General features: G+C 33.3%; 18 protein-coding genes. 12 read left to right on the top strand and 6 right to left on the bottom strand.

The annotated features are described in order from the left end of the window. Positions 1-56: 56 nt before the first annotated feature. Positions 57-233, top strand: a complete 177-nt coding sequence (locus tag I862_RS08355) for a hypothetical protein (protein ID WP_158499237.1) — start codon at positions 57-59, stop codon at positions 231-233. Positions 234-376: 143 nt separating this feature from the next. After that, positions 377-535 (top strand): hypothetical protein, encoded by a 159-nt coding sequence (locus tag I862_RS08350; RefSeq protein ID WP_158499236.1) that lies wholly within the window; start codon positions 377-379, stop codon positions 533-535. Positions 536-545: 10 nt separating this feature from the next. On the opposite strand, the gene I862_RS01015 is transcribed toward I862_RS08350, so the two are convergent. The 6 genes from I862_RS01015 to I862_RS00990 all read right to left on the bottom strand — a co-directional run bounded on the left by I862_RS01015 (position 546) and on the right by I862_RS00990 (position 5,410). Further along, positions 546-1,493, bottom strand: coding sequence for a tyrosine recombinase XerC (locus tag I862_RS01015; protein WP_038537926.1), 948 nt, complete (start codon positions 1,491-1,493; stop codon positions 546-548). An 86-nt stretch (positions 1,494-1,579) separates the two neighbouring features. Beyond that, on the bottom strand, positions 1,580-2,143 hold the full coding sequence (locus I862_RS01010) for a hypothetical protein (RefSeq protein ID WP_038537923.1): 564 nt from the start codon (positions 2,141-2,143) through the stop codon (positions 1,580-1,582). Between the two features lie 107 nt (positions 2,144-2,250). Beyond that, positions 2,251-2,709, bottom strand: a complete 459-nt coding sequence (locus I862_RS01005; protein WP_038537919.1) for an NUDIX domain-containing protein — start codon at positions 2,707-2,709, stop codon at positions 2,251-2,253. 209 nt (positions 2,710-2,918) lie between these two features. Next, a complete protein-coding gene (locus I862_RS01000; protein ID WP_038537917.1) occupies positions 2,919-3,173 on the bottom strand; it encodes a hypothetical protein in 255 nt (84 codons plus the stop codon). A gap of 56 nt (positions 3,174-3,229) precedes the next feature. Continuing rightward, entirely contained in the window at positions 3,230-3,658 is a 429-nt protein-coding gene (locus tag I862_RS00995; protein ID WP_038537914.1) for a DUF2267 domain-containing protein, read from the bottom strand. Positions 3,659-4,006: 348 nt separating this feature from the next. Beyond that, positions 4,007-5,410 carry a hypothetical protein gene (locus tag I862_RS00990; RefSeq protein WP_038537911.1) on the bottom strand — a complete coding sequence of 468 codons (1,404 nt, stop codon included), beginning with the start codon at positions 5,408-5,410 and terminating at the stop codon, positions 4,007-4,009. A gap of 223 nt (positions 5,411-5,633) precedes the next feature. On the opposite strand from I862_RS00990, the gene I862_RS00985 reads away from it, so the two are divergent. The 10 genes from I862_RS00985 (at position 5,634) to rimK (ending at position 14,264) form a co-directional block, all read left to right on the top strand. Continuing rightward, positions 5,634-5,915 carry a hypothetical protein gene (locus I862_RS00985; RefSeq protein ID WP_038537907.1) on the top strand — a complete coding sequence of 94 codons (282 nt, stop codon included), beginning with the start codon at positions 5,634-5,636 and terminating at the stop codon, positions 5,913-5,915. A 75-nt stretch (positions 5,916-5,990) separates the two neighbouring features. Then, positions 5,991-6,431 carry a hemerythrin domain-containing protein gene (locus tag I862_RS00980; RefSeq protein WP_038537905.1) on the top strand — a complete coding sequence of 147 codons (441 nt, stop codon included), beginning with the start codon at positions 5,991-5,993 and terminating at the stop codon, positions 6,429-6,431. Positions 6,432-6,455: 24 nt separating this feature from the next. Next, entirely contained in the window at positions 6,456-7,067 is a 612-nt protein-coding gene (locus tag I862_RS00975) for an alpha/beta hydrolase (RefSeq protein ID WP_052646283.1), read from the top strand. A gap of 129 nt (positions 7,068-7,196) precedes the next feature. Continuing rightward, positions 7,197-8,735 carry an FAD-dependent oxidoreductase gene (locus tag I862_RS00970; RefSeq protein ID WP_052646282.1) on the top strand — a complete coding sequence of 513 codons (1,539 nt, stop codon included), beginning with the start codon at positions 7,197-7,199 and terminating at the stop codon, positions 8,733-8,735. 13 nt (positions 8,736-8,748) lie between these two features. Continuing rightward, positions 8,749-9,087: a hypothetical protein gene (locus I862_RS00965; protein WP_038537899.1), complete on the top strand. Its 339-nt coding sequence runs from the start codon at positions 8,749-8,751 to the stop codon at positions 9,085-9,087. A 5-nt stretch (positions 9,088-9,092) separates the two neighbouring features. Further along, positions 9,093-11,111, top strand: coding sequence for a thioredoxin domain-containing protein (locus I862_RS00960; protein ID WP_038537896.1), 2,019 nt, complete (start codon positions 9,093-9,095; stop codon positions 11,109-11,111). A gap of 274 nt (positions 11,112-11,385) precedes the next feature. Beyond that, positions 11,386-11,613 carry a DnaJ domain-containing protein gene (locus tag I862_RS08230; protein WP_199398810.1) on the top strand — a complete coding sequence of 76 codons (228 nt, stop codon included), beginning with the start codon at positions 11,386-11,388 and terminating at the stop codon, positions 11,611-11,613. Continuing rightward, entirely contained in the window at positions 11,606-12,202 is a 597-nt protein-coding gene (locus I862_RS00950; RefSeq protein ID WP_038537893.1) for a BON domain-containing protein, read from the top strand. The genes I862_RS08230 and I862_RS00950 overlap by 8 nt, the downstream gene beginning before the upstream one ends. Before the next feature lie 12 nt (positions 12,203-12,214). Next, positions 12,215-12,811, top strand: a complete 597-nt coding sequence (gene tsaB, locus I862_RS00945; protein WP_038537891.1) for a tRNA (adenosine(37)-N6)-threonylcarbamoyltransferase complex dimerization subunit type 1 TsaB — start codon at positions 12,215-12,217, stop codon at positions 12,809-12,811. 82 nt (positions 12,812-12,893) lie between these two features. Then, positions 12,894-14,264 (top strand): 30S ribosomal protein S6--L-glutamate ligase, encoded by a 1,371-nt coding sequence (gene rimK / locus I862_RS00940; protein ID WP_038537888.1) that lies wholly within the window; start codon positions 12,894-12,896, stop codon positions 14,262-14,264. The last annotated feature ends 33 nt before the right edge of the window (positions 14,265-14,297 follow it).

Genomic DNA, 14,297 nt, shown 5'->3' with positions numbered 1-14,297 from the left:
AATTTAACAATCTTTTTAATACCCCTGCTGCAAAACAAAATAATTTCTCAGAGAGCTTGTTTCCAATATATGATTTAGCAGATAAAGATGCATTTAAACTTCTTGATATTGATTATATCGAGGAAAAGGTTAAAAATTTCTGCAAATCAAGCCTTGAAGGCTTCTCTGAAGAAGACATAACTAATTTTGCGGAATATTTTCAAAAAAAATTATTCCGATCGATTCAAGACTAAATTACAAAAAAATAATTGATACTAAGGTTAAAGAATGCAAGAAAATTTCCGAGTCTATAGATTATTATGATATCTTTAAAGGGATTTGTTTTAAATATAGTTTCTATAATGAAAATATAGTTATTGATAGAGTTGAAAAGTGTATGGAGTATTTTCCTGAGCCCGGTTACTTTGATATAAATTATTATGAATTAATGGAAATAAATTTAAAAGACAGGTTCCAAACAGATCATTTGGCAAATGAACTTTTTAATAAATTATTCCCTGAAAAGATGTCTACGGAGCATACCGACGAGTTATAAAAATAAAGGGCTAACTGCCCTTGGCTTCTTTACTTCTGGGATGGAACATTTTATAGGCGTTTATCATATTTTCAGCATCAACTTTAGTATATCTTTGAGTGGTCGATAAACTTTGATGGCCTAGTAGTTCCTGGATTGTTCTTAAGTCGCCGCCGCTCCCCAGTAAATGCGTAGCAAAACTATGCCTGAATGCATGCGGGCTGGTGTAGTGCGGCAAGCCTAAAGTGTTTTTTAAGCTTCTGATTGTTTCCCTGAAGACATCAGGGTTTAATACCCCGCCGTTTGCCCCTCTGAAAATCTCTTTTTCCGATGTGTCATACGGGCAATGTTTTATATAATGGTTTATTGCATCTAAAATTTTAGGGAGTAGAGGGACAAGCCGTTCTTTATTACCTTTACCTTTAATTAAAAGCATTTCATTCGAATTTTTAGGTATATTACAAAGCTTGAGTGATAATACTTCGCTGATTCTAAGCCCTGCGCCGTATAAGAGTAGTAAAATAGCCGTATCTCTTGCTCCTACCCAATCTTTTTTAGCTAAAATTTCAATGATTTTAGTCGCTTCCACGGCGGATTTAGGGGGTAGGGCTTTAGGAAGCGGCTTATTCACCTTATTAATTTTTATATTAAATATATTTTTATTATCAATAATCTTTTGATTACTTAAATATTTATAAAATGCTCTTAAGGTTGAGAGAGCGCGAGCATTTGAGGTAGCTTTTAAATCTTTATTTTTTCTGCCGGCAAGCCATGCACGAAAATCTTGTACACCTAGATTGGAGATTAGCTTTATATCTACTTGTTCTCCGCCGTTATGTCTTGATATAAATGAAATAAAGTAAAAGAGATCCGTAACATATGCATTACATGTGTGCTTAGAATATTTCTTTATATTAGAAAGATAGCTGATCCAATCCTTAACTATACTCTTTAGTTCGGTAGAAATTAAAACACTCATATTTCAATAAATTTTTATTATCAATATACAAATTTATTTCTTATAAGCAAGGAAAATAGATGTTTAAAAAGAAAGGTTTTCCATAACTAAATTAAAGTTTCATAGCTGAATGTTTTTTTAAGGCCTTTGAGAATAACTGTTTCACTAAAACTACTGTTTCTTCGAAGGCTTGATATGATATTTTCTCTTTTAGAGTTTGGGGTTTCTTCGTTGATATCATAAATTCTAGGCGTTGTTACTTCTTCATCTGTATAATCATTTTCATCACTGCTTATAATTAGTAATTTTTTAAAACCTCTACTATTATTCTCTTCAGATATTTCGGCTACAAAGCTCTTTGCCGGTAAAAAATAGTTTTTTAGTAAATTTATGCCCATTACAGTATTAGCAGCTAATGCTATTGCTGAAAGACAAACTAAAGTAACATTATTAAAAGTAATCGGAAGATAAGCAAAGGGAATTGCAATTAACGGTGAATATAAACATATAGACAAAGCTACTTCTTCAACAAATTTATAATTTATAAAACCTTGATTTTTATCTTTGGTTCCTAATAAATCTTGAGTACTATAAAGCTTAGTTAGTCCTAATAATTCTTCCTCGCTCTCTACTCTTATCATTTTTTTTATTTCGCAATTTGCATTGTTCACCCTATTTCCCTCTCGACTTCTACTTAATATCCCCGTCATAATAATTACACGATATAGTTTAGCGATATCATTAAGTTATACTTATTTTTAATATCATTGCAATATTATTAATAACTGCTGAAAGAGTTTTTTAAATTTAATTTAAGCCATTTAGGGATAAGCTTAATTAAAGGATTCGGAAGAAGGTTAATTTTATTTAAATTATTCATATTAACCCAAGTTAACTTAACTTTTGCTTCTTGTTGAGCGATAGGAGATATATCCTGTATGCTTTCCGAGTGCACTAAAAAGAGAAAATTAAATTCATGTGAATGGCAAACAGTAATATCAATAGTAGGGTTAAAAATATATTCCAGACAACCTAAAAATCTTCCCACTCCAAATTCATATCCTACTTCTTCACGTAATTCCCTTATTAATGCTAAAACGGCAGCTTCTCTATGCTCTATATGACCACCCGGAAGATAAAATGTATTTCCGTCCCAATCAGGATGAGAAACCAATAATATATGATTATCTTGAATTATGATGCCTCTCGCAAGATTATGAATTTCATTTTTAATCATATTTACCGAAAGTTGATATATTTGATTTTATATTATCGGCTAGCTAAGAAGTTACAATAATGAACATAATAAATAAACTTGTTAAATACGGATATGTTGTTCTTAAGAAGCAAGGGAAGATAAGATTATAAAACGCGCCTTTAAAACTTTTATGACGCGAATTAATTTAATGAAATATTTTTTATTATGAAAGTTAAGTTAGATAGCAATTAATCTCCGCCGTCGCCAAGGCTATAATATGGTGATCTGCTATTATCATTAGTTGTCGCAAAACCATTGTCTAGTTCTCCGGGAAAGTTATCATTGATCGGCTCATTAATCTGTATAGAACCGCCGTCAATGTTATTTAAATGTTCCGACATTTCATCTTCGCTTTGGCTATCATTTTTTGCGTTTTCGAATTCATCATTTATTAAATCTTTATTTAAATCTTGTTTATATCCCTTATCAGTTGTTGTAATCATAATTTCCTCAATATTAGTTTTTTAATTCTTATAATAGTCGGCTATTAACATGCGTCTCAAGGAAGCAAGACCTTGATACTGTCAGGGAGCACTTTTTTTAACTTTTCAACCTCCAAAGGATCAATCTTATAATATAATGTTTTGAAAATGGCTTTTACCCCTTCTTCAATGTCGATATTTTTATGTGTTTCCGGTAATCCGTGTAATACAGCTGCCAAAAATTCACCGTGTTTTCTATCTTTCACAGGGGTGTGATCAGGGTTCCAGGCTTCAAATAACAATCCTCTGACTAAGACGGGAAGCTGAGCGGCGAAATGTGCTAAGTCATTTATAAGTAAATTGTCTCTTAGCCTATGAAGTGTAGATTTGAGCAATGATAATGCTCTTCCTTCATTACCTTCATCCCAGCCCATGTGTTCTTCAATCTCATAGAGCCATGAATAAGTTTTATGCATTGATTTATCGATTAAAGAAATGTGTGCCATTTAGACCTCCCTTATTTAAAAAGAAATTAAAAAGGTTGAAATATTTTTTGTAAAATATAACTAAATGCTAAAAAGCTACATGCTGAAATAGCTAATTTTAAAGCTAGTGAAAAAAACTTTAAAAAGCAAACATAAAATAAGGTTTAATAGAAAATCTTTAATATGTTGTTAATATGATAAAGAGTTATTTTTTTTTATTTAGTTATAAGCATGCTTGAGGTACTTAAGAATATAAATAAAAAAGAGCCTTGGTTTTTATTCAAGGCATTATTTTATAATTGAATAATTTTTTAAAATAATAAGGGTGAGTCTTTATTCCACGGCTCAAATAGCGCAACTATTTCGAACCTAATTTTTTCCACCTAAAAGTAACTCATTAGTATTTTTATTATAAGAAATTTTAATTTTCATGTTAGTATCGTCTTTTTCTTCAGCTATACCTATTAAGGTATCTTTAACGGCAGTTTTCCTGGAAGATATGTCGATATCCTTAACTTGCATAGCTGCCAGCATCTTATTTCCATAATTAATATAGTCATCAAAAAGCTGATTATAATTATTTATATATATAAACATTTCCACTGGGTTATCAGTTGCTTCAGCTATTATCCCTTCTACATAAGCTGCATACTGATCTGTCTCAAAACCAATTTTATTTATTTTAACTGTAGGGGCGGGATAGGGAGACTCTAATAAGAGGCTAAGTTCTGCATTTAGATCAAAATTTATATACTTAAATTCATGCAGCTTAGGAATTATACTTTCAATATCATGAATATTTATTGATTTTAAATACGGACTTATTTTATGCATTTTTTTGTTATATTCTAAGGATGCATCAAACCATTTAGGAGTATATTTAGAAGTTAAATGATAATTAGCAGCAATATTTATAACTTTGTTTTTTTCAGCATTAATGTTTACAGTAGAAGTTTGCTGATCATTTACTAAATCTCTTATGTCCATGTGGCTTATAGTATTAAAGCCATATTTATATTTGCCTATATTGTCATCCTGAAGAATATCAGTTTTTAAGTTAAGTTTATATTTTAAATTATCATATAAATTACTGGTTAAGATAAATTTAATCATTTGAGAAAAATCTTTTATCCTAGGATCAGTTTCAACAGGGAAAAATTCGTCTTCATATTTTGTGCCGTTATACGTAAATTCAGTATCAGCCTTAATCACTGGAAGCTTTATTTTTTCAAAATCTGTTTTGAAAGAAAATCCATGGTTTTTCAGTAGTAGTTTGTTTTCATTATTAAAAACCGCAACCTCATCAGCTTTAAAAGCTACTAGTTTAAGCGCTTCAAACTCTTTACTTGCCGGTAATTCGAATTGTTCAAAGTAATCTACCTTATAATTTTTAATCGGTTTATTTTTAAACCCGATAGTAAATTCGGCATTTTTTAAGTCGATTAAATTATTGTATATTTCTTCATTTTTGATATGAATAATCTCTACTTGTTTAGGTAGTAACAAAGTATATTTTTGTCCGAATAAATCGGCTTTAACAGTCGCTATATCATTACTTTTCAAGCTAAGGTTTTTATTAATTTCAGTGCTTGGCTTATAAACTTTGGCTCCGATGGAAAGAGGAGTACCGGTGATTGAAATTGATTCATACATCACATTACTCTTTTTTAACTCGCTCTCTAAATGGTGTTTAAAAGTATTTGCGCACACTCCCCAAAAACCTGCATATATTGCAGCTAAGCTTGCGGTTATAATTATATATCTTTTTTTCATATTACTTAATTCTTTTTATTAAAGGTATTATTTGTTATTATAAATAAATTTAAGTTTAAATGCAATATTTATTGATCTATTTCTATATTTGAAGCTTATTTATAAATAAATCATAGTGAATTAGCAAATGGTAAAAATGTGTATCATTTTCACTTTTATAATACATTTATAAAAGCTTATATTTATATAAATAAATTATAAATATAAAATTGAAAGGTTTATCATGAGCCCCAATAACAGTAACCAAAAAATCAATACCCAACATAATAAAGATGAAAAAAACGACATGAAACCAAGGAAAGTTTTTTATCAGGAATTCGCTAAAAATCATGAGGTGGATATTTATAAAGATATGCAGCTTTCCTCAGATCTTTTGGATACGAATGAAGATGACCAAATACCTGCGGGAGGCCAAGAAGGCCCGTTAAACGGCATTGATACTACGGCACCTTTCCCGGCGGGTGCAGGAGGGGAAGTTGGTGGTAAGAAAAAAACTCAGGATTAAATATAACCAGTTATATAATTTAAATAGCTAAGTTTAAGCGATTAGAATCGAAACTTGTATTCGGAGAAATATTTTATGATCGATATATATGCATCATTACAAGAAGATCACAATGAAATCAGAGACTTCTTAGCACAGTTAGAGAAGGATCCTTTAGATATGAAAACACTGCATAAGCTGCAAAATGAAATGTTATTGCATAATCAGGCTGAAGAAAAAGTATTTTATTATGCCTTAAAAGATAAACTAGGAGCTTTAGGCGTAGTTTCTGATCTCGGTAAAAAAGAACATGAGTCAGCGGATCAACTTCTTGCAACCTATATAAATAGCACCGTAAACAAAGATGATCAAAACACGATATTTTCTTTATTAAAAAGAAGTATTTTAGAACATATTGAGAAAGAAGAAAAGGAGATGTTTATGCTAGCTAATAATCATATTACTCAAGCTGAAGCGCAAGAAATGCACAAAAAATTTAAGCGGGAAAAAGATAATATAAAAGATGAAACAAAATAAAATTACTTTATTAGAAGAAGCTTAATGAGTAACTATCAATCCTTATCAGTCAGTACCGAAAGAGGTAATGTTGAAATGCAATATTACAAAGCTGATGATGCAACTTGCTGTATTATCCTTGTCGGCGGCATAGGCGGTGGGTTTGATAGCCCGTGTAATGGTGAGCTTTACCCAAGCCTATGTAACATTCTTAATTTTAAAGCTATCTCGGCACTACGAATTAAATTTTGCGATACTCGTTCATTAGACGGCTCAGTCAAGGATGTGGAAGCAAGGATATCTTTTCTTAAGCAAGAAAAAATTAGTAATATTGCATTAGTAGGTCACTCATTCGGTGGTGCGGTAGCCATAAGAGCAGCAGTAGATTCAACAGCGGTAAAAGTCATAATTACTCTTGCAACGCAAAGCTACGGCGCAGATGTTATTTCTAATATTAAATCCGGCGTTGCATCGCTTTTTATTCATGGAGCCTTAGATACCATATTACCTGAAAATTGTTCAATTTATGCTTATACTTTAGCTCATGAGCCAAAAAGGCTAAGACTATTTAAAAATACGGGGCATGAATTAACTGAAGCAGAGAAAGATATTGAGGGAGAAATTTTAAACTTCATAGATCAATATCTTTATGTATAACTTAAAAAGCTTCGGATATTTAATAAAGTTAAAATAATATTAATTTCACGTTAGATTAAAACATAAATTAAAGGTATTTTTAGTACTTACAATAAAAAACAAAATACTTTCTTGGTGTAGCGAACTACAATGGAGAAGAATATAATGACCAAAAGCTCTCTTTGGGATTTTAATTCTAATGTTAATACTCAATTTAACACTTTAGATACTAATATAATTGTTGATACAGTTATTATTGGAGCCGGCATTACGGGTATTACTGCTGCAATCAATTTAATTGAAAAAGAACAAAAACTTTGCGTTATTGAATCACATAGCGTCGCCCTTGGAACCAGTGGGTATTCTACAGGCAATTTATATATACCAGTTGAAACTTTTTATCAAAATATAGTAAAGAAGTTTGATTTTGAAACTGCGAAAATAATTAGTCAATCCCGTAAAGACGCGATCGATTTTATAGAGAATATGGTAATAAAGCATAGTATCAATTGCGACTTCCATCGAAGGCCATTTTATTTTTTTACTAATAATAAGGCAAGTGTCAGCTTAATTAATAATGAGACCTCAGCTCTTATAAATCTTGGAATTAATATAGAAAAAATAGACCGTTTGCCTTTCTCAACTAATTTTCTTTCAGCTGCTAAGCTGGATAATCAAGCTAGGTTTAATCCTTTAAAATATCTCCGCTCATTAGCAAACTACTTAAGTAGCATCGGATGTGATATATATGAGAACACACCTTGTTTAGGTATAAAAGAGGAGGGTGATTATTCTTTGGTTCATACTCCAAAAGGTAATATAAAAGCAAAGAAAGTAATAATAGCTACCCATTTACCGATTGGAATTAATAAGTTTCAAATTTTAGCATTCCCATATAGAAGCTATGCAGTCGCGGTTAAATTAAAAGGTGAAAGATACCCTAACGGGAATTTTTGGGATATCCGCGTTCCCGGTTTTGCAATTAGTACTCATAATATTACTTCCGACAAAATAGATACGTTAATTGTTAGCGGCAGTAGTCATAAAACCGGACAACCCGGTTTTAAAACCCATGAACAACATTATAAAATTATTGAAAATTATATTTATAAAAATTTTGAAGTTGATAAGATATTATACAAATGGTCTGCACAACATTATCAACCCTCTGATGGAATTCCTTACATAGGTTCTGTTTCAAGCAAATCAAAAAATATATTTATTGCGACAGGTTATAATGCTGATGGCTTAACTTATGGAACAGTTGCTGGGTTGTTGCTTGCGGATTTAGTTCAGGGGAAAGAATCTCCTGTAATTAGTACTTATAATTCAAATCGTTTTAAGCCTATAGCTTCTGCTAAGAAGTTTATTAAAGAAAATGTAAACTCCACAGTCAAATATCTTTCTGATTACCCGAGTAACGTTGATGCTAAAAATTTATCCGGTATAGAAGCCGGAGAAGGAAAGATTATAGAAAAAAATGGAGAGAAGTTTGCTGTTTATCGGGATGATAACAATGAGTTACATGTGGTTTCGGCAGTTTGCACGCATCTTAAATGCATTGTTAAATGGAATGAAGCTGAAGTAAGTTGGGATTGTCCGTGTCACGGCAGCAGATTTAACATAGACGGAAGCATTATTGAGGGGCCGGCTTTATGCCCGCTTAAAAAGCAACATATAATATCTTAAAAGAGGTAAAAAAATGCTTATATCTACAATACTTATCTTGCTTATTGCGACAATTTTAGGGTTGGTAATTACTACATATATCTATAAAGATAAAGAAACCCCTAAAGCTTATGTTTTACTTCACGGGCTACTCTCAATAATTGGAATTGCGGTTTTAGGAATATATACTTATCAACACTTTAGTTATTTAATTGTTATCGCAATATTGGTAATTACCTCGATAGGAGGAATGATCGTTACCTATAAAGACTTTTTAGGGTTAAACAGATCAAAAATTCTAATTATTACCCATATTATCTTAGGAACAATAGCAATAATTTTGCTGGTTTATTTTTATTTATTTGAGGGTTGAATTATATGAATGAATCTAAAAGCTGCAATCGCTTAGCACAAGAAACCAGTCCTTACCTTTTAGAACATAAGCATAACTATGTCAATTGGTGGCCTTGGTGTGATGAAGCCTTAGATCTTGCTAAACAACAAAATAAACCTATACTTTTATCCGTCGGCTATTCCGCTTGTCATTGGTGCCATGTAATGGCAAGGGAAAGCTTTGAAGATGAGGAAACTGCCCGACTGATGAACGATTGGTTTATTAACATTAAGGTTGATAGAGAAGAACGTCCTGATATCGATCATATTTATATGCAAGCGATAAATTTAATGGGGCAGCAAGGCGGATGGCCACTTACTATGTTCTTATTTCCCAATGGGCAACCTTTCTATGGAGGTACATATTTCCCTAAAGAGCGGCGTTATGGTCTACCTAGCTTTAAAGATGTGCTAAACTATATACGTCAAGCTTGGGAAGAAAACAAAAGAGGTCTTTCCGATATAGCAACAACCGTAACTAATGCTCTAAATGCCGATGTCTCAAGAAAACCTGGTCTTGCGCAGGCGGCGAATATTTCACTCAAAGATATTGATATGTCGGCAGAGAAATTAGTGGGAATATCAGATCCGGAATACGGCGGTATAAAAAAAGCGCCTAAGTTCCCTCAGACATTAATGTGGCAATATTTATGGCGCGTCGGGATGAGAAAAAATCGGGATGATATGAAGCAAGTTGTTAAAAATACGGCATTTCATCTGTGCGAAGGCGGTATCTATGATCACCTCGGCGGCGGTTGGGCTAGATACAGCACCGATAGTAGGTGGTTTGCCCCTCATTTTGAGAAGATGTTATATGATAATGCGCTTATTATCAGCTTATTAACCGAAGTATGGCGGGAATCGAAAAATAAATTATATGAAACACGTATAGAAGAAACAGTTGAATGGCTTAAAAGAGAAATGTTATCCGTTCCTGATAGCCAAGGCAATCGAGCATTTATTTCAAGCCAAAACGCTGAAAGTGAGGGAATGGAAGGTAAGTTTTATGTATGGAAATCAAAAGAAATAGATGAAATATTAGGTGACGATAGTGCCTTATTTAAAAAGGCATATGGTATTGAGCAGAATGGAAATTGGGAAAAAGGCACAAATATTTTACATAGGAATCATCAAAATCATGATATTTTAATTCCAGCTGAATTACTTATTCATTGTAAGGAAAAGCTTTTTAAAGCAAGAGAAAAGAGGATAAGACCTTCCAGTGATGATAAAGTGTTGGCTGATTGGAATGGTTTAATGATTTATTCCTTAACAAAGGCAGCCCTGGTTTTCGATAAAAAAGAATGGCTTGCACTTGCGGTTTCCGCTTTTGCGTTTATTAAAGATAATATGCAAAGTAGTGATGCGATACTTGGTCACAGTTACTGTAAAGGAAATTTAATGAATATCGCTTTCCTTACGGACTATACCAATCTTTGCCTTGCTGCTTTAGAGCTGTATAGTACAACCGGAGATAGAGCATACCTTGATCAATCGGTAACATGGGTGAAAACTATAAAAGAATTATTTTATGACGAAGAAAGCAAAGCTTATTTTGATACTACTGCTCAGAAAGACCTAATCAGCCAAACTAGAACAGTAGAGGATAGTGTCACCCCTTCCGGTAGTGGTATATTAACTATTGTCTTAGCAAAATTATACTACCTCTTGGGGGAAGATAAATTTCATGATGAAGCAAAAGATTTAATTAGCGCATTATATAGCACTGATATAGAAGCGTTTTCCATAAGCTCATTATTGTCGGGAGCAGCACTGCTTGAACATGCTATCCATATTAAAATAATCGGTGATGTAGACTTGGCTTATCCACTCGTATTAGAAGCAGCACGGATCCCGAATGCTAATATTATCATCGAACAAATAAGGGATACTGAAAGCAATGAAGTTTCTCCACTTGCATATATCTGTACACAAGGTAAATGCTTACCTCCTATAAAAACACCATCGGAGCTACTTAAGGCTGTTAGTAAGATTATCTGTTGATTTAGCTATCAACTTAGGTAACACTGCTAAAAATATAATATGGTTAATTTCATTGATTTTTTATATTGCATTAATAATCTTGTTAATATGTTTAGCGTTTATCTTTCTAAATAGAAAAAGTAATAGGGTTAGAAATACCAGTAAATTCAATAAATTATTTAGCTTCGGAAGCTTGATTGCTGCTCTCTTTATTATTTTAAGAGTGGGTTCAATAAAGTTAGCATATTTTGCTAATCTTTTCTTAGCTATTCTGCCTTTTATAAAGAATTTTAGAGTGCAATCTGAAAAAATTAATGCTAGTAGTGATAGACAAGAGGTAAGCAAAAATGAAGCGTGCGAAATTTTGGGAGTAAATAAGAATGCTTCCGAAGAAGAAATAAAAGCAGCTTACAAAAAGCTTATACTTAAAAACCATCCTGACCACGGAGGTTCAAAGTACATAGCCCAAAAGCTAAATAAAGCAAAAGATATATTATTAAAAGGAGATAGTCGCAATGAATAAATTTAATATACTGGTATCACTTGGAATTGTAGTCTTAAGCTCTACCAGCTGTGCACCGGTGGCAGTCGTAGCTACAGGTGAAGTCGGAGCCTCTATTGCCGAAGAGAGAACCCTCGGACATATAATTGATGATGCAACCATCATGGCAAAAATAAAGAATGAGTTTGCTCAAAAAGATGTAGCAAACCTTTTATCGAAAATCAGCGTAACCGTCAAAGAAGGCAGAGTCCTTTTAACCGGAAGCGTTGCTAAAAATCAACATGCCATAAGAGCCGTAAAAATAGCTTGGTCTACTGAGGGTGTGCATGAAGTAATCAATGAACTGGAAGTCGGTGATAAAGATATCAAAACACGAGCAAATGACTCTTGGATCGCTACCAAAATAAGAACAAAGCTTCTTTTCCAAAAAGGCGTAAGCTCAATTAACTACACCGTTGATGTAAATAACGGAGTAGTATATTTAATCGGTATTGCTAAAACTAAAAAAGAATTGGATTTGGCTGTTAGATTAGCAAGTCAAGTTAAAGGCGTTAAAGAAGTTGTAAGCCATATGACTTTAAAAAGCGACCCTAGAAGACATAAGAACTAAGCCTATATGTTAATGTTAGCTATAGAAACTTGTTTAGGAGAGTGCTCGGTCGCTCTCCTAAATGACCGTAGTGTTGTATCTTATATTTTAGAAAGCAGAGCTCATAAGCAATCGGAAAAGTTAATTTTAATGATTGAGCAGGTGCTTGAGGAAAATAATACTACTTATGAGGAGCTTGATTATCTTGCAGTTTCTAACGGCCCGGGAAGTTTTACCGGTATAAGAATAGGGGTTGCAACCGCCAATGCAATTGCTTTTGCAGCCGGTAAAAAAGTAATCGGTATAAGCTGCTTGGAGACAATTGCTTTCGGCAAGGATGAAAAAATTTGTTCGGTTTTAGACGCGGGCAGAAACCAGGTATATGCACAAAAATTTATTAACCAAATTCCGCATAGCACTATTGAGCTTGTTGAGTATAGTTTAGTAAGTGAATTTGCGGCCGGTTCTAAAATAATAGGTAACAAATTTGCCGATGAGATAAATATTCCGAACGCTAAGAATGTCGGTATGGTCGCATTAAAGTATTTGCAAAATTCTAATACTGAGTTATTAAATGAAGTTGATCCTCTTTACATTAGGCTGCCCGATGCTAAAATAAAAATAATTTAAAAATATATTAAATATATATTTACTTAATAAATTTTTTATATATATCAGAAATAACTTATTAGATTTTAATTTTAGTAAATAAATGACCGAAAAGTTTATAATTGGAAGTGAGGAATGGTGTTCTTTACCGGAGCTTGGATTGCCCGCAGTAAAGATTAGAGTTGACTCCGGAGCCAAAACTTCTGCTTTACATGCTTTTAATATTCATTGTTATGATGAGGGAGGCAAAGCTTATGCAAAGTTTGATGTTCACCCGATTCAAAACAACCGTAAAATTATTCATAGATGCATAGCTCCCGTTGTTGATAGAAGAGTAGTCAGAAGCTCTAACGGTGAAGTGGAAAAGCGAGTAGTAGTAGTTACGCCTATTAAGCTTGGTGATCAAGTTTGGGATATTGAAATCACTTTGACCAATCGGGATTCTATGGGTTATCGTATGCTGCTCGGTAGAGAAGCTATGCAAAATAAAGTTTTAGTTGATCCTGATGCTGTGTTCATGGTTTCCGATATTTCTGGCAAAGAAGCAAGGAATCTGTACAAACTTCATGTATCTAAAAAAGCGTCTTTAAATATAGTTCTTCTTGCAAGCGACCCTGATCTTTATTCTAATCGAAGGATTATGGAAGCAGGTGAGCTAAGAGGGCATAATATGAAATTTATAAATGTTCGCCATTGTTATATGAATATAAGCGCCAATGAGCCAACCGTATGCTATCGAGGCGGTGAGATATTAAAAAGTATAGATGCGGTAATTCCGAGGCTTAGACCTTCTACCACTTTTTACGGTTGTGCGGTAACCCGTCAGTTTCAAGCATCCGGTGCATTCTCATTAAATGAAGCTGTTGCAATAACTCGCTCCAGAGACAAGCTAAGAAGTTTACAAATGCTTGCCGATAAAGGTATTAATATGCCTATAACCGGGTTTGCAAACTCACCTGAAGATACTAAGCATCTGATAAAGACGGTAGGAGGAGCTCCACTGATTGTAAAATTATTAGAGGGAACCCAAGGAGTAGGTGTTGTGCTTGCAGAAACCAATAAAGCTGCTGAAAGCGTTATCAATGCTTTTAAGAGTTTAAAAGTAAATATTTTGGTTCAGGAATATATCAAGGAAGCAAAAGGAAAAGATATCCGTTGCTTCGTTATTGACGGCAAGGTAGTCGGTGCAATGCAGAGAGTAGCAGCTGATGATGAATTCAGGGCGAATTTACATTTGGGCGGAGTAGCTGCACCCGTCAAACTTACTCCTGAAGAAAAGAAAATGGCAATCTCTGCTGCAAAAATATTAGGGCTTAAAGTAGCGGGAGTAGATATAATCAGATCTGATACCGGGCCAAAAGTTCTGGAAGTTAACTCTTCTCCCGGCTTAGAAGGTATTGAAAGCGTTAGTGGTGAGGATATTGCCGGCAGTATGATTGAAAGCATTGAAAGGCACGTGTTAGGAAAAGAATAAGCTTATCTTTTACACAATAATATATTTTGTACT

It is taken from the genome of endosymbiont of Acanthamoeba sp. UWC8 (assembly GCF_000730245.1).
In the GTDB taxonomy this organism is placed as follows: domain Bacteria; phylum Pseudomonadota; class Alphaproteobacteria; order Rickettsiales; family Midichloriaceae; genus Jidaibacter.
The sequence above is the reverse complement of the archived record's forward strand: the minus strand, read 5'-3'. Positions and strand labels throughout refer to the sequence as shown.

Coding starts and splice junctions, on each gene's coding strand:
- I862_RS00960 (WP_038537896.1), top strand. CDS start 9,093: ATGAATGAATCTAAAAGCTGCAATCGCTTAGCACAAGAAACCAGTCCT.
- I862_RS00950 (WP_038537893.1), top strand. CDS start 11,606: ATGAATAAATTTAATATACTGGTATCACTTGGAATTGTAGTCTTAAGC.
- I862_RS00980 (WP_038537905.1), top strand. CDS start 5,991: ATGATCGATATATATGCATCATTACAAGAAGATCACAATGAAATCAGA.
- I862_RS08350 (WP_158499236.1), top strand. CDS start 377: ATGGAGTATTTTCCTGAGCCCGGTTACTTTGATATAAATTATTATGAA.
- I862_RS00970 (WP_052646282.1), top strand. CDS start 7,197: ATGGAGAAGAATATAATGACCAAAAGCTCTCTTTGGGATTTTAATTCT.
- tsaB (WP_038537891.1), top strand. CDS start 12,215: ATGTTAGCTATAGAAACTTGTTTAGGAGAGTGCTCGGTCGCTCTCCTA.
- I862_RS00975 (WP_052646283.1), top strand. CDS start 6,456: ATGAGTAACTATCAATCCTTATCAGTCAGTACCGAAAGAGGTAATGTT.
- I862_RS01015 (WP_038537926.1), bottom strand. CDS start 1,493: ATGAGTGTTTTAATTTCTACCGAACTAAAGAGTATAGTTAAGGATTGG.
- rimK (WP_038537888.1), top strand. CDS start 12,894: ATGACCGAAAAGTTTATAATTGGAAGTGAGGAATGGTGTTCTTTACCG.
- I862_RS00965 (WP_038537899.1), top strand. CDS start 8,749: ATGCTTATATCTACAATACTTATCTTGCTTATTGCGACAATTTTAGGG.
- I862_RS00995 (WP_038537914.1), bottom strand. CDS start 3,658: ATGGCACACATTTCTTTAATCGATAAATCAATGCATAAAACTTATTCA.
- I862_RS00985 (WP_038537907.1), top strand. CDS start 5,634: ATGAGCCCCAATAACAGTAACCAAAAAATCAATACCCAACATAATAAA.
- I862_RS01000 (WP_038537917.1), bottom strand. CDS start 3,173: ATGATTACAACAACTGATAAGGGATATAAACAAGATTTAAATAAAGAT.
- I862_RS01005 (WP_038537919.1), bottom strand. CDS start 2,709: ATGATTAAAAATGAAATTCATAATCTTGCGAGAGGCATCATAATTCAA.
- I862_RS00990 (WP_038537911.1), bottom strand. CDS start 5,410: ATGAAAAAAAGATATATAATTATAACCGCAAGCTTAGCTGCAATATAT.